The organism is Photobacterium piscicola (genome assembly GCF_900166965.1).
GTDB lineage: Bacteria > Pseudomonadota > Gammaproteobacteria > Enterobacterales > Vibrionaceae > Photobacterium > Photobacterium piscicola.
Genome location: NZ_FUZI01000004.1, coordinates 382574 through 407467, shown reverse-complemented (window position 1 = coordinate 407467; position 24894 = coordinate 382574). Strand labels below are relative to the sequence as shown.

At 39.9% G+C, this 24894-nt stretch carries 19 protein-coding genes and 1 pseudogene; 6 read left to right on the top strand and 14 right to left on the bottom strand.

All coding sequences use genetic code 11. From position 1 onward, the window contains the following. Nucleotides 1-40: 40 nt before the first annotated feature. Together CZ809_RS13180 and CZ809_RS13175 are read left to right on the top strand one after the other, a co-directional pair. Nucleotides 41-661 (top strand): annotated as a pseudogene (locus CZ809_RS13180) (ABC transporter ATP-binding protein); the annotation flags it as partial. Next, nucleotides 654-3161, top strand: coding sequence for an ABC transporter permease (locus CZ809_RS13175; protein ID WP_080158083.1), 2508 nt, complete (start codon nucleotides 654-656; stop codon nucleotides 3159-3161). The pseudogene CZ809_RS13180 and the gene CZ809_RS13175, both read left to right, overlap by 8 nt. 345 nt (nucleotides 3162-3506) lie before the next feature. Here CZ809_RS13175 and CZ809_RS13170 read toward each other — a convergent pair whose 3' ends face one another. Further along, nucleotides 3507-4409: a TIGR01777 family oxidoreductase gene (locus CZ809_RS13170; RefSeq protein WP_080158082.1), complete on the bottom strand. Its 903-nt coding sequence runs from the start codon at nucleotides 4407-4409 to the stop codon at nucleotides 3507-3509. A gap of 213 nt (nucleotides 4410-4622) precedes the next feature. Between CZ809_RS13170 and yfcE the strand changes: the two genes are divergently transcribed. Beyond that, nucleotides 4623-5171, top strand: a complete 549-nt coding sequence (gene yfcE, locus CZ809_RS13165; protein ID WP_080158081.1) for a phosphodiesterase — start codon at nucleotides 4623-4625, stop codon at nucleotides 5169-5171. A gap of 68 nt (nucleotides 5172-5239) precedes the next feature. Here the strand turns inward: yfcE and CZ809_RS13160 are convergent, their stop codons facing one another. The 4 genes from CZ809_RS13160 to CZ809_RS13145 form a co-directional block, all read right to left on the bottom strand. Then, nucleotides 5240-5515, bottom strand: coding sequence for an Rdx family protein (locus CZ809_RS13160; RefSeq protein WP_080158080.1), 276 nt, complete (start codon nucleotides 5513-5515; stop codon nucleotides 5240-5242). Between the two features lie 30 nt (nucleotides 5516-5545). Continuing rightward, nucleotides 5546-6307, bottom strand: coding sequence for a sulfite exporter TauE/SafE family protein (locus CZ809_RS13155; protein WP_080158079.1), 762 nt, complete (start codon nucleotides 6305-6307; stop codon nucleotides 5546-5548). 137 nt (nucleotides 6308-6444) lie between these two features. Continuing rightward, on the bottom strand, nucleotides 6445-8592 hold the full coding sequence (gene pta, locus CZ809_RS13150) for a phosphate acetyltransferase (RefSeq protein WP_199190809.1): 2148 nt from the start codon (nucleotides 8590-8592) through the stop codon (nucleotides 6445-6447). Between the two features lie 159 nt (nucleotides 8593-8751). Next, a complete protein-coding gene (locus CZ809_RS13145; RefSeq protein WP_080158078.1) occupies nucleotides 8752-9948 on the bottom strand; it encodes an acetate kinase in 1197 nt (398 codons plus the stop codon). A 336-nt stretch (nucleotides 9949-10284) separates the two neighbouring features. Here CZ809_RS13145 and yfbV point away from each other — a divergent pair, with 336 nt between their 5' ends. Continuing rightward, nucleotides 10285-10734 (top strand): terminus macrodomain insulation protein YfbV, encoded by a 450-nt coding sequence (gene yfbV, locus CZ809_RS13140; RefSeq protein WP_045038210.1) that lies wholly within the window; start codon nucleotides 10285-10287, stop codon nucleotides 10732-10734. A 96-nt stretch (nucleotides 10735-10830) separates the two neighbouring features. On the opposite strand, the gene CZ809_RS13135 is transcribed toward yfbV, so the two are convergent. From CZ809_RS13135 to rlmA, 3 genes are all read right to left on the bottom strand, one after another. Further along, entirely contained in the window at nucleotides 10831-11139 is a 309-nt protein-coding gene (locus CZ809_RS13135) for a DUF6172 family protein (protein WP_080158077.1), read from the bottom strand. Nucleotides 11140-11533: 394 nt separating this feature from the next. Then, a complete protein-coding gene (locus CZ809_RS13130) occupies nucleotides 11534-12490 on the bottom strand; it encodes a ChaN family lipoprotein (RefSeq protein WP_080158076.1) in 957 nt (318 codons plus the stop codon). Nucleotides 12491-12580: 90 nt separating this feature from the next. After that, on the bottom strand, nucleotides 12581-13411 hold the full coding sequence (gene rlmA / locus CZ809_RS13125) for a 23S rRNA (guanine(745)-N(1))-methyltransferase (RefSeq protein WP_080158075.1): 831 nt from the start codon (nucleotides 13409-13411) through the stop codon (nucleotides 12581-12583). 456 nt (nucleotides 13412-13867) lie between these two features. Between rlmA and CZ809_RS13120 the strand changes: the two genes are divergently transcribed. Together CZ809_RS13120 and CZ809_RS13115 are read left to right on the top strand one after the other, a co-directional pair. Next, nucleotides 13868-14944 carry a porin gene (locus CZ809_RS13120; protein ID WP_080158074.1) on the top strand — a complete coding sequence of 359 codons (1077 nt, stop codon included), beginning with the start codon at nucleotides 13868-13870 and terminating at the stop codon, nucleotides 14942-14944. Between the two features lie 75 nt (nucleotides 14945-15019). After that, entirely contained in the window at nucleotides 15020-15670 is a 651-nt protein-coding gene (locus CZ809_RS13115; protein WP_080158073.1) for a DUF2057 family protein, read from the top strand. Nucleotides 15671-15718: 48 nt separating this feature from the next. Here CZ809_RS13115 and CZ809_RS13110 read toward each other — a convergent pair whose 3' ends face one another. The 6 genes from CZ809_RS13110 to CZ809_RS13085 form a co-directional block, all read right to left on the bottom strand. Next, entirely contained in the window at nucleotides 15719-16999 is a 1281-nt protein-coding gene (locus CZ809_RS13110) for a sigma-54-dependent transcriptional regulator (protein ID WP_080158072.1), read from the bottom strand. Further along, nucleotides 16989-19373: a sensor histidine kinase gene (locus CZ809_RS13105; protein ID WP_080158071.1), complete on the bottom strand. Its 2385-nt coding sequence runs from the start codon at nucleotides 19371-19373 to the stop codon at nucleotides 16989-16991. The genes CZ809_RS13110 and CZ809_RS13105 overlap by 11 nt, the downstream gene beginning before the upstream one ends. A gap of 279 nt (nucleotides 19374-19652) precedes the next feature. After that, complete coding sequence (locus CZ809_RS13100; RefSeq protein WP_080158070.1) at nucleotides 19653-20159, bottom strand: YfbU family protein; 507 nt, start codon at nucleotides 20157-20159, stop codon at nucleotides 19653-19655. Nucleotides 20160-20495: 336 nt separating this feature from the next. Next, a complete protein-coding gene (locus CZ809_RS13095) occupies nucleotides 20496-22250 on the bottom strand; it encodes a formate--tetrahydrofolate ligase (RefSeq protein WP_080158069.1) in 1755 nt (584 codons plus the stop codon). A 543-nt stretch (nucleotides 22251-22793) separates the two neighbouring features. Further along, the gene (pflA, locus tag CZ809_RS13090; protein ID WP_080158068.1) at nucleotides 22794-23534 is read right to left on the bottom strand and encodes a pyruvate formate lyase 1-activating protein; all 741 of its coding nucleotides are present in this window, start codon (nucleotides 23532-23534) and stop codon (nucleotides 22794-22796) included. A gap of 120 nt (nucleotides 23535-23654) precedes the next feature. Continuing rightward, on the bottom strand, nucleotides 23655-24890 hold the full coding sequence (locus CZ809_RS13085) for an EAL domain-containing response regulator (RefSeq protein ID WP_080158067.1): 1236 nt from the start codon (nucleotides 24888-24890) through the stop codon (nucleotides 23655-23657). Nucleotides 24891-24894 lie beyond the last annotated feature (4 nt).

Genomic DNA, 24894 nt, shown 5'->3' with positions numbered 1-24894 from the left:
AATGACCATTTTGCAGGATGTTTCGCTTGAGGTCGAGCAAGGTGAGTCAATTGCGTTAGTGGGTGTATCAGGCGCAGGAAAATCGACCCTAATGACGTTGCTGGCAGGGTTAGATGTGCCAACTGCCGGTGAGATTGAACTATTAGGTCATAATCTAACGCGCTTAGATGATGAACAACGGGCACAGTTGCGCAGTGAATCGATTGGGTTTGTGTTTCAAAACTTCTTATTATTGCCGACCTTAAATGCGTTAGAAAACGTTACTCTGCCATGTTTGATTCAAAATAAAGCGATCGATATTGAACGTGCTAAACAACTATTAGCTGTTGTTGGTTTACAAGGACGAGAGACTCATATACCGAGCCAATTATCAGGTGGCGAGCAACAACGGGTAGCATTAGCACGCGCGTTTATGATCAACCCTAAAATTTTGTTTGCCGATGAGCCAACAGGAAATTTAGATCAACAAACGGCTGCAATGGTGATTGAGTTATTGTTTGAGCTTAATCGAGACAACGGTACTACCCTGATATTAGTGACTCATGATGATGCCTTAGCCGCACGGTGCGATCGAGTACTGCGATTAGATAATGGCATATTAAATCAAGTGCAAAAAAGGACTGATAATGAGCCATTAAATAAGGACGATCGCGATGTTTAATACTGCTGTTGCTGCTAATAATCGAACATTTATTGTGCGTTGGGCATGGCGTGAAATTCGCCAAGGTCAATTATGGTTAGTCACTTTAGCGTTGAGTTTAATTATCGCGTGTGTGTTTGCGTTATCAGCATTAGTGAGCCGAGTAGAAGCGATCATTGTTGATCAAGGACGATCTGCATTAACGGCTGATAGTGTGCTTGTTTCTTCACAGCCGATTGATCTTTCGCAGCTTAAAGCATTATCAACCGATGCGGTAAAAGTCGCTCAGCAAATCCGTTTTGGTACTATGGCATTTAGTGATAACGGCATGCAGTTGGTGAGTGTTAAAGCTGTCGACTCAGGCTTTCCATTACGGGGTGAACTTAACTTACAAAGTGCAGATACCGCGTTATTAGAACACCATGTAAAACCGCAGCAATTATGGCTAACTGAGCGTTTATTCTCGCTGTTAAACGTGAAAATTGGTGATGTACTCATGCTGGGTGATGCTGAGTTAACCGTTAGTGGCCGTATTACCCAAGATCCTGAATTATCGTTTAATCCGTTTAGCCAAATGCCGACGGTGTTTATTCATCAACAAGATATTGAAGCTGTCGGTGGTGTGCAGCCCGGCAGTCGCATCAGCTATCGTTATTATTTCTCTGGTTCCAATCAAGTATTAGATGATATTCGTCAGCTATTAATCTTAACTCCAAGCCAACGGTGGCTAACTGAAAATGATGCTGGACGCAGTGGTGATTTTATTGAACGTGCGCGGCAATATTTATCGCTCACATTGGTGCTGGTGGTATTAATGGCTGCTGCCACATTAGTGCTAACTTGCCAACACTATGCGGCAACGCGTAAGACGGCGGTGGCGATGATGAAAAGTCTTGGTGCGACCCAAGGTTTTTTATGGCGCTGGCTATTAACTCAGATCGGCCTCGTGTTTGTGGTTGCGATCATTGTTGGTTTAATGCTCGGATTAGGACTTGAGTGGTTGCTGCGTTATCCCCTGCAAAACTTATTACCCGATCAGCTACCTGCGATGGGAATTGCGCCTTTTGCGATCAGTTTATTGTTGGCATTGTTAATTGCACTACCTGCGTTAGGGATCCCGCTGTCACGGTTAGTTCAAACCTCCGCGATCAATTCAGTACAAGTATCGACAATAGCCCCCACTTCTAGTCGTTTGGCATGGTTACTGTTATTGCCTCCTGTGTTAGCGGCTATCGTGTGGATTGGCACTAATTTTTTAGTGTGGTTAACCCTGTTAGGTATCGTGGGGTTGTTGTTGGTTTTAGCGGGTATTGGTGTGACTGCTATCGCGTTATTACAACGAGTGAAATTAGGTGCAACTTATAGTTTAGCGTTAAGCCGTGTGAATCGCAGTAAAACCAAAACTGCGACTCAACTGGTGGCGTTAACTTGCTCATTAATGTTATTGGCGGTGATTGGATTATTACGTAATGAATTACTCGCGGATTGGCAAAATACCCTACCTGCGAATGCGCCGAATGTGTTTGCACTCAATATCGCCCCTGAGCAACAGCAAAGCTATTTAGCCGATTTAGATAAAGCTAATCTAACCCGTTCGCAAGGCTATCCAGTAACGCGAGGTCGGTTAGTCGCAATTAATGATCAACGTTTTTACGCTACATCAAATGAAACGGCGACTGATCAAGCTGAAAATAATACTGAGATAAGTAATGAGCTAAATCGAAAGGCAGATGATGAAAGTGTTGATCCTGCTTTAAAGCGTGAACTTAATTTTACGTGGGCGAAAACACTACCAAGCCATAATGTGGTTACCAAAGGGCAATGGGGTAAAGCGGACGGTGTTTCAGTTGAATCTGGAATTGCCAAACGATTGAATATTCGCTTAGGTGATAAGTTGGTATTTACCGTTGGCGGGTTGGAATTTAACGCCACCGTTAACAGCATTCGACATGTTGAATGGCGCAATATGAAGCCCAATTTTTACTTTATTTTTACGCCGGATGTGTTGCAGTCATTTCCTGCAACGGGATTAGTCAGTTTTCGGGTTGGTAAGCAACAAAATGGATTATTAAATACGTTAGCTAGTCAATATCCTACTGTGAGTGTGCTTGATTTACGGATGATGGCAACCCGTATTCAAGGCTTGTTGGCGCAAGTGAGTTGGTCGTTGACTGTGTTAGCTGGGCTAGGTGTTGTCAGCGGCTTACTGTTGATCATGACGTTGTTGCGGTTGAGTATTTCAGAGCGCCAAACCGAAATTCAGTTATACCGAACTTTAGGTGCCAGCCGAAAGCGTATTGCCGCTACTCTGTGGTTTGAGTACGGCATTATTGCTGTGTTAGCCGGTATGATTGCTGCGATAGGCGCAGAGTTTGTGGTCGGTTTGCTGGTGGTTAAAGGGTTTGAACTACCGTTTAGTTTACATCCGCTAATGTGGTTAGGGTTGCCACTGCTAGCGATAGCATTGGTGTATTTGGTGTCATGGTCGCAGATTAATAAATTGTTGTTACCGTTACGATGATTAAGCCAACGTTATCTATATTTTAACTATAGCCAGATCATTATTTGTTTGGATTAAAAAAAGATCGAATATTTTTAATGATCAGTGCTGATGTTAATAAAATAGGTAGTGAAACCATTAAAATTAAAGCGATAGATTCAATAGTTAAAAATATAAGAGATTTAATAACAGTAAGATTGGTGAGATCTAACATAACAAACTCCAATGTTGTATTTATTATACATGTTATTGGGTGGGGATAATTATAGCAAGATCTTTAGGCCTAATATCTGATGAATTTATTACAGGGTTATTACTCTACAGGGCTGTTATTCTAGTCTGCTTTTATTGTGCAAATACACTTAATTAATCCCCCAACGTCTGCTTTAACGCTTGCTCAATATCAGGGAAGGTAAAGTTAAACCCTGCAGCCAGTAATTTGTTCGGTAATGCGCGTTGACCGTCTAATAGCAGTTGTGAAGACTCTCCAAGGGCACATTTTAGTACCCAAGCAGGGGTAAACAATAAATGTGGACGATGTAAGGTGGCGGCAAGAGTGGCACTGAAAACACGATTAGTGACCGGGTTGGGGGCGGTCATATTATACGGACCTTGAGCATCATTATTATTAAGTAAAAATAAAATTCCTCGCACCATATCTTGTAGTTGGATCCATGGGAAATATTGCTGACCACTGCCAATAGGGCCACCAACGCCAAATTGATAAGGCAATAACATTTTCGCCAATGCACCGCCTTGTTTAGCAAGTACGATCCCCGTTCTTAATAAGCATACACGCGTTTTATCAGATTGTGCTTCAAGGGCTATTTGTTCCCACTGAGAGCAAACTTGCTGGGAAAAATCAGTATTATTAGGTGTAATATTAAATGTTTCATCAATGATTTGATCGTGTTGATTACCGTAGATACCAACAGCCGAGCCACTAATAAATGTATGAGGAGGGTTATCACTGGCTTTTATTTTATCAACCAGTTGTTGGGTGATATTCCAGCGGCTGTCTTCAATAACATGTTTTTGTTGAGCACTCCAACGCTTGCCAATGATTGGTTCACCCGCAAGATTAATAACAGCATCGAATTGATCAAGGCTAGGTAATGACTCAAGTAAATCAAGCGCGTTAATATGATGACCTAATTGTTGATAAGCGCGAGCGGGATCACGGCTAATAACCGTAATTTCATCATGATTTAAATGGGGAAGCAGTGCTTTACCGATGAGCCCTGTCGCGCCCGTCACTAAGATTTTCATAGTGTTATTCCTCGCGGTTATCGATGTACTATATTAAATTAACTGATGCTGTAAGCAAGTTTGTGCTGCAATGAATATTATTATTGCCAATTACTTTCACAGTATAAGTGATACTGGCTGATCACATTATGGCTTGATTGTGATAATAGTATTTTTATTGCGGCTCACGTAGACTGAATCAATATATTTACGATTTTTTGGTCGAGCTTAATCATGAAATTATTTTTTGCATCAGATATTCACGGTAGTTTCGTTGCTGCTCAAAAAGCCATTGCTGCTTTTGAACAAAGTGGGGCTAAGTATCTTATTTTATTAGGTGATATTCTTAATCATGGGCCTCGCAATGCGTTACCTGAAGGGTACGATCCGATCAAAGTGGCTGAATTATTAAATCAGTATGCAGATCGAATTACCGCGGTAAGAGGTAATTGCGACAGCGACGTTGATCAAATGCTGTTAGATTTTCCAATGATGGCAGATTATAACTTGGTGATGTTAGCTGATGGTCGACGGTTATTTTTAACTCATGGTCATATTTATAATGCCGATAAGCATCCACCGTTGATGAATGGTGATGTGATTGTATCTGGCCACACGCATATTCCTGTTGCTGAATTAAAATCGGATTACTACGCCTTTAATCCTGGCTCCGTTGCTATTCCTCGTAACGGTTTACCTGCAAGCTACGGTTTATTAGACGGTAATCAGCTATCTGTGATTAGTTTTGAGGGTGAGGTGTTGGCACGAACAGTGCTTAATTAGCATCTTAGCCATTAATAAAAAGCGCATGCTTGAGCTATCGAGCATGCGCTTTTTTGTTGAAAGCAAGATTATCTATCGATATGACCTAAATCACGTTCGGGATCTATCTCATCACGAATCCGTTGTTTAAGTTGTTTTGCATCAGGAAAGCCGCCATCGACTTTACGTTCCCAAATAAGCTGTTTATTACAAAAAATTTCAAAACGTCCACCGGTATCAGGATGAAGGCTAATGGAGGTGATTTCTTCACTGAAGGTATGCAGTAATTCTTGTGTCATCCATGTTGCTCGCAGCATCCAATTACACTGACGACAATAATAAATATCGATGGTGGCTTTATTCATGTTAATTCCTGTTTGAGGCGATGGTTATTATTAAAGGTCGAGTAATAATTTAAAACCAATCACAAAGGTTAAGCTTTCAAAGCAACGTTTAATTAACTGATTACTACGTTGATGGGCAAGGTGAGCACCAAGATAGCCACCGAGTAACGATCCAATCAATAATACTGGTAGCCACGGCCAGTAAATGGTTGCCCCCGCTTGGTAGATAGCAATGGCACCGATGGCATTCCAAAATAATCCAACGCTGACTAAAGTGATGGCGACAGCTTGTTTATAGTCAAATCCAAACCATCGCACTAAGAACATAGTGACAAATAAACCACTCCCCGCGGTCAGTGAGCCGTTAATCATGCCGATAATAAATAAAATAATAGCGCCAATAATAAATCCTAAACTATGCCGACGTTGTGGTGTGGATGTTTGGCCAAGATCTTTAGTAGTAACAGAATAAATACCTAGGCTAATGATCAATGCACCTAAAGCGGCTTCGGCAAATTTAACGGGGATGGCGAGAATGAGATTTGCCCCAATAATGACGCCAATAGCGCCAACGCTAATCACGTAGAGGGTTAGTTTCCACGGTAAGTTGCCATTACGGAGATGATTAACGGTAGCACCAATACCTAAAGCAACACTGGCAACTTTATGGGTAGCAAGGGCAATACCAAACGGTAAACCAAGAAAAAGAAGTAATGGGAATTGAATTAAACCAGCGCCACCACCAGAAAGTGAAGCGAGGGTATTTGAAACTAAAGAGCCGATAAAAAGCCCTAAGGTATTGAGCACATCCATGCTATTGGGTCATCCTTAACCTAAGTAGACAATTAGCATAAAGGCTTAAATCCGCTGTTGCCAGCAATAAAAAACGCCCCTGCACAAAATTATTGTGCAGGGGCGTTAGAACAGTTTTTTAAGTAAGAAAAAAGAACTTACTTAGCGTTAGCTTGTTCTGCCTGAATCGCAGTTAGTGCAACTGTGTAAACGATATCGTCTACTAGTGCGCCACGAGAAAGGTCGTTAACTGGCTTACGCATGCCCTGAAGCATTGGACCGATAGAGACTAGATCTGCAGAACGCTGTACCGCTTTGTAAGTTGTGTTACCAGTGTTTAGGTCTGGGAATACAAATACAGTTGCTTTACCTGCTACTGGAGAGTTAGGCGCTTTAGAAGCCGCTACGTTTTCCATGATTGCAGCATCGTACTGTAGAGGACCGTCGATCACTAGATCAGGACGCTTCTCTTGAGCAAGTTTAGTTGCTTCACGTACTTTATCTACGTCTGCGCCTTTACCAGAAGTACCAGTAGAGTATGAGATCATAGCAACGCGAGGGTCGATACCAAATGCTTTTGCAGAATCTGCAGATTGGATAGCGATTTCAGCAAGTTGCTCTGCTGTTGGATCTGGGTTGATCGCACAGTCACCGTAAACCAATACTTGGTCAGGTAGTAGCATGAAGAATACAGATGATACGATAGACGCATCAGGTGCAGTCTTGATGATTTGGAATGGAGGAACGATAGTGTTTGCAGTTGTGTGAACTGCACCAGACACTAGACCGTCAACTTCGCCATTCTCAAGCATCATTGTGCCTAGGAATACTGAATCTTGTAGTTTCTCACGCGCTACAACGTCAGTCATACCTTTCGCGCCACGTAGCTCAACTAAACGAGCAACGTAGTTTTCACGTACTTCATCAGAGTTGATGATAGTTACGCCAGCACCAAGAACCACGCCTTGTTGCTCAGCAACGCGACGAATTTCTTCAGGGTTACCTAGAAGCACACATTCAGCGATACCGCGCTCAGCACAGATAGCCGCAGCTTTAACTGTACGTGGCTCATCACCTTCAGGAAGAACGATACGCTTAGCTGCTTTACGAGCAAGTTCAGTTAACTGGTAACGGAATGCTGGTGGGCTTAGACGACGCTCACGGTTTGAACCTTCAGTTAGAGATTCAATCCAGTTACCGTCGATGTGGCTTGCCATGTACTCGTTAACAAACTCAACACGCTCTTTATCGTCTGCAGGAACTTCTAAAGTGAAGCTCTGTAGGTTAAGCGATGTCTGCCAAGTGTTACCTTGTGCCGTCATAACAGGAAGACCTGTTGCGAATGCGCGCTCACATAGATCCATAACAGGTTTAGGTAGGTCGTAACCACCTGTTAGTAGAAGTGCACCTAGCTCAACGCCGTTCATTGCAGCAAGACATGCAGCAACGATAACGTCAGGACGGTCAGCAGACGTCACAAGTAGTGAACCTGGACGGAAGTGCTCAACCATATTAGGGATAGAACGTGCACAGAAAGTGATGCTCTTAATACGACGTGTTTCTAGATCGCCTGCATTGATGATGTCAGCATTTAGGTGCTGAGCAATATCTGTTGCACGAGTAGCGATTAGCTCTGCGCTCCAAGGTGCGCAACCAAGTACACGGATAGGGCTAGAGTTGAACACTTGCATGATTTCAACGTTTGAAGGAACAGTGCCTTCAACATCGTCAAAAATCTCAGAAAGATCTGGGCGAGTACGGCCTTCAGCATCAACTGGTGCGTTAAGTTTATTAACGATAACACCAGAGATTTGCTTGTTCTTGATGCCGCCGAAGTTAGAACATGCTACTTCGATACGCTCTTTAAGTTGCGCTGGGTTATCAGTGCCAGGAGAGACAACGAATACGATTTCTGCATCTAGTGTTTTTGCAATTTCAAAGTTAATTTGGTTTGCAAAAGGGTGCTTACGAGTAGCAACTAGACCTTCGATTAGCGTTACGTCAGCATCTGCTGTTGCTGCTTTAAAGCGAGCAACGATGTCTTCTAGAAGAACGTCAGTTTGATCGTTACGAATAAGTTCTTCTGCGCTTGCCATTGAGAATGACTCAGCGATTTGCATATCGCTGTTAGCACGGATGATCGTTGTTGTTAGATCAGGCTGGTCGCCACCTTGACGTGGTTGCGCGATAGGCTTGAAGAATGAAACACGAACGCCTTTGCGTTCCATTGCACGAAGCACACCAAGACTAACGCTTGTTAGACCAACACCAGCGCCAACTGGGATAAGCATAATAGTACGAGACACTATAGATTCCTCTGACTATTGAATCGATACAGCACTGTTCAATAACAATTCGACTTAGTATTTAAGTAGAATAATCATAGAGCAGCACCACAGTAAAATATGACAAAATGCCATGAAAAAACGGCTGACAAAAAGTCAGCCGTTTTAATAATCGTAAGATTAGATTTCAGCTAGAAGCGCTGTATCTTCTGCGATTACTAATTCTTCGTTAGTAGAAACAACCATTGCAGGAATGCGGCTGTTTGCAGTAGTGATAACACCTTCGCCGCCGAAACGAGCTTTAAGGTTAGCTTCGCTGTCTACTTCGATACCGAAGATAGCTAGACGCTTAAGTACTTCTTCACGGATTGGTGCAGAGTTCTCACCGATGCCGCCTGTGAATACGATTGCGTCTAGACGACCGTCCATTGTTGCTGCGTAGCTAGCTACGTACTTAGCAAGACGGTGACAGAATACGTTCATTGCGCGAGTTGCTTCTTCTTTAACGCCGTAGTTTTCTTCAACGAAACGACAGTCAGAAGTCACACCAGTAAGACCTAGTAGGCCAGACTCTTTAGTGAACATAGTATTGATTTCAGCAACGCTCATACCTAGACGATCGTGTAGGTGGAACATAACTGCTGGGTCAAGGTCACCACAACGAGTACCCATTACTAGACCTTCAAGAGGCGTTAGACCCATAGAAATATCTACAGATTTACCGCCTTTGATTGCACATACAGATGCGCCGTTACCTAGGTGACAGTTGATGATGTTTAGTTCATCAAGAGGCTTGTCAAGAAGGATCGCTGTTTCACGAGCGATGAAACGGTGAGAAGTACCGTGTGCGCCGTAACGACGGATACCGTTTTCTTTGTATAGGTTGTAAGGGATAGCGTATAGGAATGCTTCTTCAGGCATAGTCTGGTGGAAAGCAGTGTCAAATACAGCAACGTTCTTCAGGCCAGCGAAGTTATGCTTAGCAGCTTCGATACCAACAACGTGTGCAGGGTTGTGTAGAGGTGCGAAATCAGACGCATCTACGATACCTTGAAGAACAACATCGTCGATCAGTGCTGATGCAGAGAACTGCTCGCCACCGTGTACGATACGGTGACCGATAGCGCCTAGAGATTCTTTAAGTTCTGGCTTAGAAGCAAGAATAGTATCAACCATGAATGCTAGAGCTTCTTCGTGAGCAGCGCCGTCACCTAGTTGTGCTTCGTGCTTACCATCAAGTTTCCACTTGATACGAGCTTCAGGAAGGCCTAGACATTCTGCTAGACCTGAAAGATGTTCTTCACCTGATACTGGATCAATGATTGCGAACTTAAGAGATGAACTACCGCAGTTTAGAACTAAAACCAGCTTAGACATGAGAGTGACTACCTATAATCTGTCTGAAAGTTGATATTCATTTTTGAATAAAAAAGTACCCCTAGAATAGACGAATATTTATGACACGTCTTACTAGAGGGAAAAATCACGCTCTTTCCTGAGAAATAGAATTGAGTTACCTCTAATTCTGGGTCATCCTTGACAGAGCCTAGCTTGCAGTTAAGGTCATTAACAGCAACAATTACATCTAGGCTGGTCTAGAATAACCGATTGTTACGCAATATAACAAAAAGATTTTTAGAATATTTTAATTTGAATCAAGTTTGTTGTGTATTTTTTTTAAATGTTATAATTTTTTTTGATGAGTGGTGCATTATGGCTCAACATACAATGTGGAAACACTTTCAGAATGGTCAGCATTACATGACGACATGGCCAATGCGCAAAGAGCTGGCGGCTGTTTTTCCTGAGCATCGGTATATTAAAGCCACCCAATTTGCGACAAAAGTGATGCCTGCGGTCGCTGCAATTAGTATTCTTACTCAAATGGCGTTTCATAATTATGATGCAATGCCACAAGCCATAGCGATTGCGTTATTAGCTATTTCAATGCCATTACAAGGCTTATGGTGGTTGGGGAAACGCAGTCAAACGACTTTGCCGCCATCACTCGCGAAGTGGTATAGTGAAATTTATCAGAAGATTGTTAGTGAAGGGCATGCAATGCAGCCTAAAAAATCGCAGCCACGCTACCAAGAATTAGCAGATGTATTAAATCGAGCATTCAAGCAATTAGATCGACATGCATTAGATCGTTGGTTCTAAGCAAGAGCATTTGTTTTGTTGTAATAAAAAAGAGTCGCATTAGCGACTCTTTTTTTGTTTGGATCTATAGCACATTACATAATGGCTAATGAGCAATTATTCTTCGTCGAAATCAAAATCTGGACGTGGTGCACGTGTTGCAGGCTTTGCCAGAATCTCTAAGTATAATGATGGAAGTTCTAGCTTTTCAGCTTCATCAATGTACTTGTTGATTTCTTTTACGTGAATAACTTTTGCTTCTTGCTCGGTATGACCAAACTTGCAATCAAAATCCCAAAAATCAGTACCAGCAGGTAATGTTTTATTACGCTCACGACGAATGTATTTTTTTACATCGTGTTTAATTGCTTCTACAACACGCGCAGACGCTTTCTTGGGATGAGTTAAAGCAAATGTTTTTTTCATTGTTTTCCTAATTAATTTGGCTCAAAGAAAAGAGCTCTGGTTTTATTTTACTGTAAATTGGCGTGGGTAGCGATGGGGTAAGGCTGAAATTCGTGCGATAAAAAAATATTCAGTAAACGCGTTCTTTTTTGCAACTAATCTTGTTCACTGTGGTCTTATTCGTATAGGAACACTTAAATGACATTATGCAGTAACTATAATGTCATGCTATAACCGTATTATAGCGCGAATATTATTCGATAATGAATGATTATTCAGGCAATAAACAGGTTACTAAGGTATAATTGCTCAGTAACTTGAGATATAGCTGTTATCTCTCTTAGAACCCCAACTGCTTGGCCGCCGATGGGGTTCTTCTTTATCTAGCGTTTGCTATTGTGTTTATTGACTTATATTAATAGCATTTTAAATCAGAATTTCTTTTCCCCATGGCAGTCATTGCCGCCATCATTTTATCTTTTTGTACATACCGTTGTGGTAAAGGCTGCATTTTTACAGTGAAATCAGGTGCGTTCGCATGCAATGTGACTTGATTTGAAATTGGGGTCACCATCATTATTTTAAGCTTTGGGTTTCGCGCTTGAATTCGTGATGCAGTACCTAATCCTTCTGCAGTATGAAACCGTCCAGCAACATGAATGATTTGTTGTTGTGGGTGTTGTTTTAAATAATCAACCATACTTTCTGCCATGGTGTCATCCCATGTCGTTTGGGCCGCAAATTGACGTTTAGTTTGTGCTTCATCGCCATGGTGCATCGAAGCAATAAAGGTTTGTTGATAAGCATCTGTGGCTAGTGTTAATGAACGCGCGGCCCATAATCGTTCATTAGGGGGAAGCTTATTAAGATATTCCGGCCCTTGACGTCCAACACAACGAACAATTGATTTTGGTGCATTTGCTGCAATAACATCTACGTTATTTTGTTTTGCAAACTCAACTAATGGGCGGTAATCGCTGTCATAGTTAGGCCATGCATTGGCCTCTTTGACTAATGTTTTTTCACCGATGTTACCAGCTAAATAATCATTAAGGATCAGTTGGTTGTCACGTGTAAATTGTTCCATTGATAAGGTGATTTTAGGATTTTGTTGGTACAGTGCTGCCAATAATTGAGCTTGTAAAAGATGGGCTGCGGGGTGGCTATGCCATTCACCAACTAAAATAATATCAGCGTCACGTAGCGCTTGTGCTAATTGAACGACGGAAAGAGGCTCACCTTGAGGACTTGCAATAGTGTAATCATACATGGTGGTTGCGGTGCTGGTGGAGGCGAGAGTGTTATTGGCTGACGGGGGAGAGGCGCAACCAATTAATAAGCTTGCAACACCTAAACAAATTAATGACTTCATTGTCGTTATACCGAGAGGATAAACGGCAAATAATAGACAACTTGAGATTGATTATCAATATCAAATGATAATCAATCTCACTATTTGTAACTATTGGCGACGATAAACACGAATAGCAAAATCAGCTTCACATTCGAAATTTTGGGCTTGTGCCAGTTGTTGCCATACTTGTTCTGATGTTTTCCATGCAAAAGGCGTCATTTGCATTAGTGCTGTTGCTTCTTCACCACTTAATGTCATGTCGTAATGCAATTGTTGATCTACGACTAACTCAAATCCTTCAATATTCTCTACTGGCACATCATGCAAGTTAACGCCGTCATAAATTAATTCTTTTAGTTGATATAGATGGCGTGGTGCAGGGGTTACTGCAACAAGAATTCCACCAGATTTAATCGCGCGATGTAACTCTTCGCCTTTACATGGGGCATAAATACGAACGACACCATCAAAAAAGTGATCGGCAAATGGTAAGCGGTGACTAGAAGCCACACAGAAATCACAATCATGGTAACGCTTGGCGGCATATTTAACCGCAACTTTAGAAATATCTAATCCATGAATGTTGATAGTCGGAAATTGTTGGCGTAATTGAACAAATTCAGAGGTGTAATAACCTTCACCACAGCCAATATCAAGCAGTTCTGTAGCTTGTTGCGGTAAGTACTGACGTAACTGTGCCATAACAGCATCGCGTAGTGGCTGATAATGTTCAGTGTTAAGAAATAAGCGTCGTGCTTGCATCATTTCTTTATTGTCACCAGGGTTTTTCGAACTTTTATGATGTACAGGCATTAAATTTACATAGCCTTCTTTTGCCTGATCAAACTGATGATTATTGCTACAACGGTAAGATGTTGATGATGTGTTGTTAGCATCGACATTAAGGGGCAAGTGACATAAAGGGCATTGATAAGACATGTAATAGACCAAAGCTGAAAAACAGCTGCATAGTGTAATCGGAATTTATAGCTTGAACTACTCCCACGTGCTTTATATTTATTTTATATAGAATAAGCATTATTTATTATTCATATTTCCCTCATATACCTTTAAATCATCTATTTGACCAGCAGACACGTCACAAAAAAAGTTGTTTAAAAAACGATCTATTTCACAGTTGTTGATTAATAATTTTTATCGTGAAATAAGAAAATACTGTTCAGTAATTGTTCAGGATTATTGCTTATTGTAGTCATAAAAGTGAATAAATAATCGAGAAAAACAGCGTTAGATTGTTTTCTTTAGAGATTATTTTTGTACCACAGACATGGTTTTAATTAGCGATATTGATTTTTTTATTACAGCAATGTAGTCGTATTGTTTGCATTACTTCAGTTAAGGCGGACATACGAAATAATAATAGGACGTTATAAAATGAAAAAAACAAGATTAGCAGTAGTATTACCCGCATTATTGGTTGCTGGTGTCACGCAGGCTGCCACTGTTTATGAAGCAGATGATGGTTCTCATGTTGATGTTTATGGCCGTTTAGGATTTAACTTAACCGATCGTGATAATAATCCTGATCAATCTGGTGTTGATGGTAATTTTGATGGCCGTTTTGGTTTGGGTGGATCTCAAACTGTTAACGATACGGTCTCTGTTATCGGTTGGGCTGAATACCAAGTTAATGCTGCTGAATATGCGAATAACCTTAATCCGGATAGTAAAGATCTGACCGCACGTTATGTTTGGGCCGGAATTGATGCATCACAATACGGTAAGGTAACAGGAGGACGGGTTGCCTCTGGTCTAATTATGCTTACGGATATTGCGGATGTATTCTCAGCCTCTGATGTTACGATTGCTCGACAAGTTTCCGCTGTTGATTCCACTGCAACACAAGTTTTCCGTCAAGATGGCACTCTTCAATATCAAAACACGTTTGGTAATCTTGATGTTTCTACCGCCTATATTTTTGGTAACAGCACTTCTAATTTAAAAACAGGTTACAACGCTGCCGCACGTTACACCTTTGATTTTGGTGATGCAGGTAAATTAGCACCTGTAATTGCGTATCAATATGATAAGTCAGATAACACCATTAGTAGTGATGCTAAAGACTATACTTTCTGGGGTGCTGGTACGCGTTATTACTACAATAACTTGATGCTAGGTGCGATGTATTCTGAAGGTCAATTAGCCTTTAATAATGGTCGTGGTGACAGCACAGATAAAGTATATGAATTAACAGCTGTTTATGATTTAACTGCCGATTGGGTATTGCGTGCAGGTTACCGTTCACTTGAAAACAAAGGCGGCGATGAAACGGAATATAAAGATACCACCTTTGAAGCGCAGTATAAGTTAACCAGTCGTTCATCAATCTTCAGTAGTTATGTGTTCCGTGATGGTAAAAAAGGCGATGGCTCTATCGTCGGTACCGATTGGAATGGCTGGAATAATCCTGAAGAAGATTACTTCAACGTCGGTTTACGTTACGAGTTCTAATCTTATTGCGTAAATAAAGAAGTATCAATTAAGCCAGCAGAGAAAATGCTGGCTTAGTTATGTTGAGGGATATAAATGAACATTAAAACATCTGCAATTATTGCTGGCGTTATATTTACGTCAATGAGTGCACCATCATGGGCAGAGACAAACTTACAAACACCAAGTAATGTTGAAATTTTAGCAACCAAAGCCGTTTATTTAAAAAATACTCAGCATCAGGTGACGTTACCCGCAGGGCAACAGCAATTATTAGTGCGATTTGATAGTCCAGAGAATCCTCACTCGACAGGGCAGACGATGGGATATGTGAATTCGTCACCTGTTTTATTGCGTTTTAAGCTTGATGATCAAGCGACAGTAACCGTGAAAATACCACGATTAGATACGCCGCAAGAAATTAACCGTTTCGCAAAGCAACCTTATTTTAAGTTATATAATGACGATGGCTCTCAATTAGCGCTGGAGCAAAAAGTTATTCCAATGACGGGATCGCCATTATTTACTGATTACAATAAATTATTAAATGAGTCGGTGGGAGAAGCGGTTGTGCCCGTAGCGATGGTGACAAATAAACAGATGTCACATTCGAAAAGCACTGCGGTTACATCGATTGATACTACGCATTTAACGGCTCAACAAACGGATCAACTCTTACAACAACTATATCAACAGGCAAATAAAGAACAGCGTAAGAAGTTTATACGGTGGGCATTAGAATTATAATAAAAAAATTCCCCAGAATAGTTCAAATTCTGGGGAATAGGTTGTGATTTATAGCGGTTGGTTTGAGCGTACTTTATATTCAGCTTTATCTAAACCGTGTTTTTTCATTCTCAAATACAATTTTTTACGGGGTATTTGTAAGTATGATGACACTTCATTGATACGGCCTGAAAAGAGGTATAACGCATCTTCAATGACTTGCTTTTCATAACCATCAACCAGATCATCAAGTGGACTACTCATTTGATCTAACGGTTTTGAGCGTTCTTGCCCTGCAAGTTTGACGATCCCTATGGCGTATAATTCAGCCACATTTTTAAGTTCTAATACATTTCCCGGCCATTCATAACGATTTAAAATCGCCAGATAAGCTTTATCAATGGCGGGGATTGCTTTGTTCAATTTCTTACAACTTTGCTTAATATAGTGTTTAAATATCAATGTGATATCACTACTACGTTGACGCAAGGTTGGTAAGTTAAATCGTACCTGACTTAAAAAGTAGAATAATTCAGGTAAAAATTGTTCAGTTTCAACAGATTCCGTCGGATCACCATCAAATAAAGCGATAACGCGGACTTCTTTTTTACCTTGGCGTTCTTGCTCAAGTAAAAAACGACACAACCACTGTTGAGTTTCAATGGGCATGTGGTGGGGGTTAGATAAACATAAGCACCCACTACGAGCTGAAATCATGCTACGTTGTAAATCCGGCGTACGAGTAATATTTGCGGCATTGACTTCAACAAAAGGGCCATTACTTAATTGGCTATTTTGATGAAGTAATTTTGCAACCGTATGGCGACCTGTACCACTTTCACCTTCAATTAACACATCTTTAGTCGTTAATGCGATAGTTTTTAACTGCTCGCGAATTTTAATGATGAGTGGGCTTTCTCCCAATAATACTTCTGCGGTTGTCGTGTGCAAGGTGTTACGTTGTTCAATAATTTGGCGACGTTGAGGTAAATACTTTTCAAGTAGCGTAATTAACTCTTTAGGCTGTAATGGTTTTTGTAAGAAATCAACCGCCCCTTTTTTCAAGGCACCAACAGCCATTGGAATATCACCATGACCTGTAATAATAATTACAGGTAATTCATGATCATACTGTTGAATTTTGGCTAATAATTCCATGCCATCTAAGCCGGGCATATACATATCCGACACGATAACACCGGGCCAATTACGCTTTAACATTCCTAAAACCAAGGTGGAATCTGTCACTGTTTGCGCTTTAAATCCAGCTATTTCAAGTAGTTCTTGATAGGCTTCGACAACATCATGATCGTCATCCACAATCAATACTTCAATATCATCACTTATCATATTTATTTAACTCCAGTACGACCATTGCTCCACCTGTTAAACTAGAAGCAAGGAAGATTTCACCTTTTAGTCGCGTCATAATTGAACCACAAATACTTAACCCAAGGCCTAACCCAACATCTTTGGTGGTGGTAAAGGGAATGAATAATTTGTCAATGATCGTGGCATCAAAACCATCGCCACTATCATAAACAGCCAACCGAATTTTATTAGATGGGCTATTTAGTAGAATAATTGTTATTTCTCGTTGCTCACAATGGGCAACCGCATCACAGCTATTAACTAATAAATTAACTAAAATTTGTTCAAACTGGACTTGATCTGCAAGTGCGTAAAGAGGGTGATCAATGGTATTCACCATTGTTGTTTTTTGTACTTTAGCGCGACTTTCTACCAAGATTAATGCTTGTTTAATTGAATCTTGAACATCCACTTTGCTTAATGGCTTGGTTGCTGATTGCTTTTTAGCAAAGTTTCTAAAGTTTACGATCAGTTTACTCATTCGAGTAACAAGATCGTCTATTTTTGTCAGATTTGTGGGTAGATTTTCGTATTTTTTATGATCAAGTGCAAGTTTTGCACTAAATATTCGAGTTGAAATTGCTGACAATGGTTGATTGAGTTCATGTGCAAGTGATGTCATCGTTTGACCGACGACGGCCATTTTTGCCGCTTGGATTAATTCATCTTGCGTTTCAATTAAATCACCTTCAATGCGTTTACGATCTTCAATCTCATCGCGCAGTTGTTGGTTTCGAATAGTTAATGATTGCGTTTTCTCTGCCACCGTATTTTCAAGCCAGCGAGCAGTATTTTCTTGTTCGGTGATATCCGTCATTGTAATAATAACTTTGTCATCATTGCCTTGAGTAAAAGTGCGGAAATCTAGTCGTAAATATAAGCTTTGACCATTTTTGGTAATTAATTTGACGGTCATGTTATAAGCGCCATTGGTCATTAATGGCCCATTGGTAGTAAATAAATGTTGTAGCTTGGTTAGGGTTGAGATATTAAATAGATCCCAAACCTGATGTTTTTTGGTGACATTACAAAAATTTAATTGTTTTAATGCTTGAGGGTTTACAGATTCAACTGCACCATTGAGATCACAAGTAATAATGCTGGCTTGCGTATTATTGATGAGATTAAGCGCATTAGAGTTTTGTATTTCTTGCATCTGCTGGCAGAAGTAGCGCAGGTTATCCCCTAAAATACCTATTTCATCAACGCCCGTTGTTTGAATATGGGCGTTGAGATTACCATTGGCAATAGCTTGTAAATCTTGACCTAGAAGGTTTAAGCGTTTTACTACGCCACGACCCACTAAATAAATTGATAAAATAACACTAAGAATAATGGTAATAAATACCACACCAAATAAAACTAAATTACTGATCCAGATCGAATGTCTTGTTTTGCCATTTAATTTTGCGAGTGCATTATCAGCGTGACCCACAAGTGTTTGAATTATATTTTCTTGTTGTGTTAATTGATTTCGAATATCACGCTGAGATTGAGTGATCTTTACACTATTTATATTGTCTAAGATTAAGAGCTTTTGAAGGTGGCCATTAGGTGTCACTAATTGTGTAAATTCTTGCTGTAATTGACGGTATGTAATTGTCGAAGGGTAATTATTTAATTGCTTACTGATTTTATTGAGTTGTAATATTTTTTGAGCAATAGCATCAAAAGCGGTATTGATGTCATTATGTTGACGGTGAAGAATGCTGTCTTCTATCAGTTGATGTAATTCATTGACATTGACGGTAATGGTTTGAATAACAGAAAACTCAGCCATGATATTTTTGATATTAGTATCATGATCTTGCGGTAATTTCTGAGGGCTATTCAGTAATCGCATCATTTGCCACTCGATTTCTAGTCGCAGTGGTTGTAACTCATCAATTAAATCTTGATGTAGCCATTTAATGGTATTTTCTATTTGTTTTAATGCTAATCGCTGGGTATTTCGCTGTTGTAATAATGCGATATAGCTATCGATATTGGCAACTAATAGTTGCTGACCCGATTTTATTTTGGGGTAGTAATATAAACTTGAAATATTATCTATTGATTGTCTAATCGCCGTTAAAATAGAGACAATATTTTTTTTAATCGCTTTATGCTTTAACGGATTAGTATTCATGTCTAATGCTGTTAATGCGGCTTGTAATTCTGCCGTACTGCGCTCTAAACGATAACTTGATCGTAAAGTTGGCATATTATCATTAGCAATAGTGCCTATTTGTTGACTTAATTTTTGCCATGTTAATGCGGCAATAACACTGACACTGATCGTTAAGAATGCCATTAATATAATGGCAGAGGTCAGACGATTACCAATGGTATTATTTTTTACATAGCTAATCATTGTTATTATCTATTCAAATTTAAATGACATATTACTAATAAATGTAACCTTGCTAGATTACGTATTAATAGCGTGAAGAAGTAGACGTAATTATACGTCAGCGACAGAAATGATCACTAATGGTTTTTATAACAAAACAACGGCTGTTATTAGTGTGAGAGAGTGGTGTTATCCTAAACAATGGATCACGTTTCAGTTTTGTGTTTTATTATCATTGTATGAGAATAAAAACAAAAACCGAGTTGATTAACTCGGTTTTATTGTGAATGCTTATCAAACTTATGCAGTAATGATTTGTTGGATTTCACTGCAAGATAAGTGGTAATGGCGTGGACATGCGCGCCAAATAGTCAGCATGCGTAGGTATTTGTCTAGCATTGGTACATGACTATTGAACTGGTGTTCATTTTTAGGAAACTGTGGGTATAGGCCTTCATCATTGGTAAGAAAGCGAACATAATTAACTAACTTAGCTTCAGTAATTACATCAAAGCCTAAAAATTGTAGTCGACGCTGGTCAATGTCTTTAGCACCATCACAACGGCAATCTTCTAAATTAAATGATTCTTGTAGAGCATGGTACATTTCCATAATTTCAAGAACTTGTTTACATTCATCTTCAGAAACTTCACCAAAGTCTTTGTTAAGCTCACGCATCTGTAAACAGTAACCACGTTCAATGATCATTTGTAAACGACGGTATTTGTCAGCATTTTCAGGTGCAAGTTTTGACATGATGTAATATTGATTCGATAGAATTAGACGTTGAGCGTTAGTCATTTCCATTGTAGTAAGCCTCAAATTTTTTATAGATTGCACTCACTCAGTTGTGATTTTATCGCGATAGTGAGCACAAGGAATATTTGTTATGAGCGTGAGATTAGCAGGTTGAGTGTAAAATAAAATGATCTGACACCACGAATAGGATTATTTTTTGTTAACGAATGTTATCCAATTGATATGTTGATAAAAAACATATCTAATTGATTTTAATTAAAAACCACTATTTTTGTAGGTTTATTTAATCGTTAAATAGGATTGCAATTGAATTGGTGGCCAATGTGAGGCTGGGTATCGGTAACCATGATGATCACCGATACCTGAGTATTTAATGGTATGGCTTTAGCTTAGGCCAATAATATTGCCATCAGCATCAAGATCAAGATTCATAAATGCAGGTTTTTCAGGTAAACCAGGCATGGTCATGACATTACCGCATAAAGCATAGATAAACCCAGCTCCTGCACATAATTTTAGCTCTCTTACTGGAACCGTAAAATCTGTTGGTGCACCTTTAATATGAGGATCTGTAGTAATAGATAAAGGTGTTTTTGCCATACAGATCGCTAAATCATTAAACCCTTGCGCTTTTAACTTAGCTAACTGTTGTGTGGCTAAAGGTGATAGCTCAAGATTTTTCGCGCCATACCCAATTTCAGCCACTGCCATTAATTTCTCTTCAATGGTTTGATTCAAGCGATACAGTGGTGTGAAGTTTGCTGGTGTTTTACAAGCGTTAACCACCGCATGGGCGAGTTCAACTGCACCGTTTCCACCTTTGGCAAAAGCTTCACTGAGTGCAACATCAACATGTACATTAAAGGTTGTGGTTAAAATCAGTTGTTTTAATTGTTCAAGTTCTTGATCAGTATCTTGTGGAAAACGATTAATCGCCACTACAACGGGCACACCGTATTTGGCGGCATTATTAATATGCCAACGTAAATTTTCAAAACCAGCTAATAAAGCTGTACTATCCGGTTCAAAAATACTATCAGGTAATGATTGCCCTGGCTGTAAATCATAGAGTCCTGAGTTTGCTTTTAGGCCACGCAAAGTTGCAACGACGACTGCGCAATCAGGACCACGCTGTGCTTGTTGTGCTTTAATATTACAGGCTTTTTCAAATCCCATATCAGAGCCAAAACCGCCTTCAGTCACCGTAAATTCACTTAATTTTAATGCGATTTTATCGGCAATAATCGAAGAATTACCGTGAGCAATATTCGCAAAAGGTCCGGCATGAATAAGTGTTGGCACCCCTTCTAAGGTTTGCATTAACGTCGGTTCAATCGCTTCACACATAGTGACAGCCATTGCGCCTGCAACTTGTAGATCTTCTGTTGTAACAGGCTCACCGTCAAGGTTATAAGCAACCACGATTTTTCCGATACGTTGACGCATATCGGCTAAATCTGTGGCAAGGGCTAAAATTGCCATTAATTCAGAAGCGGCAGATATATCAAATCCATCGTGGCGTTCAAGGCCATTAATGGTTTTTCCTGGCTCATTTTGACCAACTGTAATCATACGTAGCGCACGATCATTGTGATCCATTACTCGCTTCCAGCTAATATTATTAATATCAATCCGTAGGGCGGGTAAATCCGTATGTGCAGTAAAACCGTCGTAGCCTAAGCGTGATTCATGGTATAGACGAGCATCTAATGCTGCTGCTGCAAGATTATGCGCTGCGGTTACGGCATGAATATCTCCCGTTAAGTGTAGGTTGAGCTTTTCCATTGGTGCTACTTGGCTATAACCGCCTCCTGCCGCTCCGCCTTTGATACCAAATACTGGCCCCATTGATGGTTGGCGAATACAGGCAAATACTGAGCGCTTAATTTTAGCTAACCCTTGTGCTAAACCAATGGTTGTTACTGTTTTACCCTCACCGAGTGGGGTTGGAGTAATAGCCGTTACTAAAATGAGCTTACCTTCAGGTTTGTTGCTTAACCGTTTTAAAATAGCGGGTTTTACTTTCGCTTTTAAGCTGCCTTGAGGCGTAAGATCTTGTGCTTCAATGCCGGCATTGAAGGCGATGCGATCAATGGGAGTGAGTCGCGTTTCTCGGCAAATTTCGATGTCACTTTTCATGAGAGCTTATTTCCTCATAGGCAGATAGAGTAATATTAATGCTGATATTGAACGCTTTTTTAACTGCAAATCTGTCTTTTTGCATTAACGCAAACGTTTGCTTTTGGTTTATACCATAATTTTATCATGGATAAATATCCTTTTATGGTTTTTTTATAGGGGCTATTGCTATTTAGTGGAAGATAAAGAGGTGATGTTTTTAGTTTTCATTGATAATGGAATGTATTATTTCATTATTAGTTATTGGTTGTTTTTTGCTCTGCATTTAAAGTATGTGCCATATAAAAATGACCCTGATCAAGTAGGGTGTAAATTTAGCAAAGGAAGTTATGATGCAAGAACCTGTAACTAAGTGGAAGTATACAGTACCAATCTCATTGTTAATTATGGTGTTGTTAATCTCTTTTCTTGTCACAATTTTACCGTTGTCACGATAAATACTATTTTATCTTTTCAGTTTAAATAGAAAAGAGCGACTTATCTAACTCCTTAGAGATAAAGATAAGCCGCTCTTTTTTGTATTAACAACTATGACACAGTTGTTTAATACATAACTTTCTTACCATAGCTTGCAAGAATGTTTTTAATATTTTCCATTGTCTCTTTTTTCGGTGGCTTAACCCCAGTTAATGGGTATTCAAAGCCAAGAGCTTCCCATTTGTGCTCACCAAGCTGGTGGTAGGGCAGCAGCTCAATTTTTTCGATATTATCCATGTCTTTAATGAACTCACCTAATTGGTGTGCAGATTGTTCATCATCAGTGTAGCCCGGTACAATTACGTAACGGATCCATGTTTTTTGACCACGCTGGTGTAGGTAACGTGCAAAATCAAGCACACGTTTATTGGAAACACCAACCAAGTTTTGGTGAACGCTATCATTCATCTGTTTAAGATCAAGCATCACAAGATCGGTAGCATCTAATACCTCATCAACCACATCGGTATGTTTACGAATGTAGCCATTGGTATCAAGACAAGTATGAATTCCATCTGCTTGCGCAGCACGGAAGAAATCGCGGACAAATTCTGGTTGTAGCATTGCTTCACCACCAGAGGCGGTAACACCACCACCAGAAGCATTCATGAAGTGACGGTATGATCTTGCTTCATGCATTAATTCTTCAATAGTCGCTTCACGACCGTCATGGGTATCCCATGTATCACGATTGTGGCAATATTGGCAACGCATTAAGCAACCTTGCAGAAATACAATAAACCGAATTCCTGGGCCATCGACGGTTCCGCAAGATTCGAAAGAGTGAATACGACCTGTTACTGACATTGTTCTATTTCTCCGCATACTGCGTTTTATTTATATGTTATTTTATTACAAAACGAGGTGTGAATATAGCGAAAACTCAGGATCCCTCATTAGCATGGATCAGATAAGAGTGGGTGATATTCATCTCTCTTGTGTTTTAGTTAATATCTCTTTGGAGGCTGAATTATTGAGTAATTGTTGGCTTCGTTGTTGCCATTGATCATGCCAAATTGGAATTTGGCTAAAAGGTAACGGTGGTGAAATAAAATAACCTTGCGCGAGTTCACAATCCATTTTTTGTAGCTTTAACCACAATGTAATATCTTCAACACCTTCAGCTATCACTGTTAAATTAAGTCGATGTGCTAATAATAAACAAGTCTCAATAATTACTTTAGCGGTGTAATTTGTTGGCATCGCCTGCACAAAGCTAATGTCTAACTTTAGCGACTTAAACGGTAAGATATCGAGTTGTTTTAGCGATGAATAACCCGTACCAAAATCATCAATCGAAAGATTAAACCCATGCATGCCTAATCGGGCAGCAGCTTCTAGAGCTTTGCCTGCCGACTCAAATAAATCTGACTCAGTTAATTCAAAATAAAGCCAGTGATGCAATTGTGGATATTGATTATGTAATGCCAGCACATGATTAATAAAACTACGTTCAACTAAGGTTTTGGCTGAGATATTGACAGCAACTCTTCGGCCTTCAAATATAGCTTGATGGCTGATTACATGATTGATAATGAGTAAGGCGAGATGGCTGTCTTTACCTATTTGGGTTAAGTGCTGGATGAAATTACTTGCAGGCACAATGCCATAATCTGGGTGAATAAATCGAATTAATGCTTCGCTAGCGACCCATTCGCCAGTTTTTAAATTAACAATGGGCTGATAATAAGGGGTTAAGTAGTTAGCATTAAAAGCATCAATAATATCCTGCTCTGTGAGTGCGAGTTGTAATGCTGATATTGGTGCATCGCCCAACGGTTGTTGATTGACCGCTAAAGCTAATAATTGTTTTAGTTGCTCAAGATGGGTTGGTTTCGCTAATGTACCTAATAAATTAAGGCCATAGTTTTTACACATTTTATTGACACTAAGAAGTACATCCGCATTTAATGCGCTAGTGATAATAATTGCACCAGTGAATTGCTGTTCAGCAAGATGACCGAGAAAACTGATGCCATCCATTTGTGGCATGTTGAGATCACAAAACAGTAACTGCGGTTGATATAGTGCTACCGCCTTCAATCCGCACACACCATTAGTTGCACAGTGTATATGGTCTTGATTTGGATCGATAAGATGAGCTAATTGGGTTGCAAGAACTTGACGTTGAAAGTCATGATCTTCAATCAATAATATGTTCATTCTT

Bases quoted from the DNA above. Each gene is read 5' to 3' on its own strand.
- CZ809_RS13175 (WP_080158083.1), top strand. From the start codon at position 654: ATGTTTAATACTGCTGTTGCTGCTAATAATCGAACATTTATTGTGCGT.
- CZ809_RS13170 (WP_080158082.1), bottom strand. From the start codon at position 4,409: ATGAAAATCTTAGTGACGGGCGCGACAGGGCTCATCGGTAAAGCACTG.
- yfcE (WP_080158081.1), top strand. From the start codon at position 4,623: ATGAAATTATTTTTTGCATCAGATATTCACGGTAGTTTCGTTGCTGCT.
- CZ809_RS13160 (WP_080158080.1), bottom strand. From the start codon at position 5,515: ATGAATAAAGCCACCATCGATATTTATTATTGTCGTCAGTGTAATTGG.
- CZ809_RS13155 (WP_080158079.1), bottom strand. From the start codon at position 6,307: ATGGATGTGCTCAATACCTTAGGGCTTTTTATCGGCTCTTTAGTTTCA.
- CZ809_RS13145 (WP_080158078.1), bottom strand. From the start codon at position 9,948: ATGTCTAAGCTGGTTTTAGTTCTAAACTGCGGTAGTTCATCTCTTAAG.
- yfbV (WP_045038210.1), top strand. From the start codon at position 10,285: ATGGCTCAACATACAATGTGGAAACACTTTCAGAATGGTCAGCATTAC.
- CZ809_RS13135 (WP_080158077.1), bottom strand. From the start codon at position 11,139: ATGAAAAAAACATTTGCTTTAACTCATCCCAAGAAAGCGTCTGCGCGT.
- CZ809_RS13130 (WP_080158076.1), bottom strand. From the start codon at position 12,490: ATGAAGTCATTAATTTGTTTAGGTGTTGCAAGCTTATTAATTGGTTGC.
- rlmA (WP_080158075.1), bottom strand. From the start codon at position 13,411: ATGTCTTATCAATGCCCTTTATGTCACTTGCCCCTTAATGTCGATGCT.
- CZ809_RS13120 (WP_080158074.1), top strand. From the start codon at position 13,868: ATGAAAAAAACAAGATTAGCAGTAGTATTACCCGCATTATTGGTTGCT.
- CZ809_RS13115 (WP_080158073.1), top strand. From the start codon at position 15,020: ATGAACATTAAAACATCTGCAATTATTGCTGGCGTTATATTTACGTCA.
- CZ809_RS13110 (WP_080158072.1), bottom strand. From the start codon at position 16,999: ATGATAAGTGATGATATTGAAGTATTGATTGTGGATGACGATCATGAT.
- CZ809_RS13105 (WP_080158071.1), bottom strand. From the start codon at position 19,373: ATGATTAGCTATGTAAAAAATAATACCATTGGTAATCGTCTGACCTCT.
- CZ809_RS13100 (WP_080158070.1), bottom strand. From the start codon at position 20,159: ATGGAAATGACTAACGCTCAACGTCTAATTCTATCGAATCAATATTAC.
- CZ809_RS13095 (WP_080158069.1), bottom strand. From the start codon at position 22,250: ATGAAAAGTGACATCGAAATTTGCCGAGAAACGCGACTCACTCCCATT.
- pflA (WP_080158068.1), bottom strand. From the start codon at position 23,534: ATGTCAGTAACAGGTCGTATTCACTCTTTCGAATCTTGCGGAACCGTC.
- CZ809_RS13085 (WP_080158067.1), bottom strand. From the start codon at position 24,890: ATGAACATATTATTGATTGAAGATCATGACTTTCAACGTCAAGTTCTT.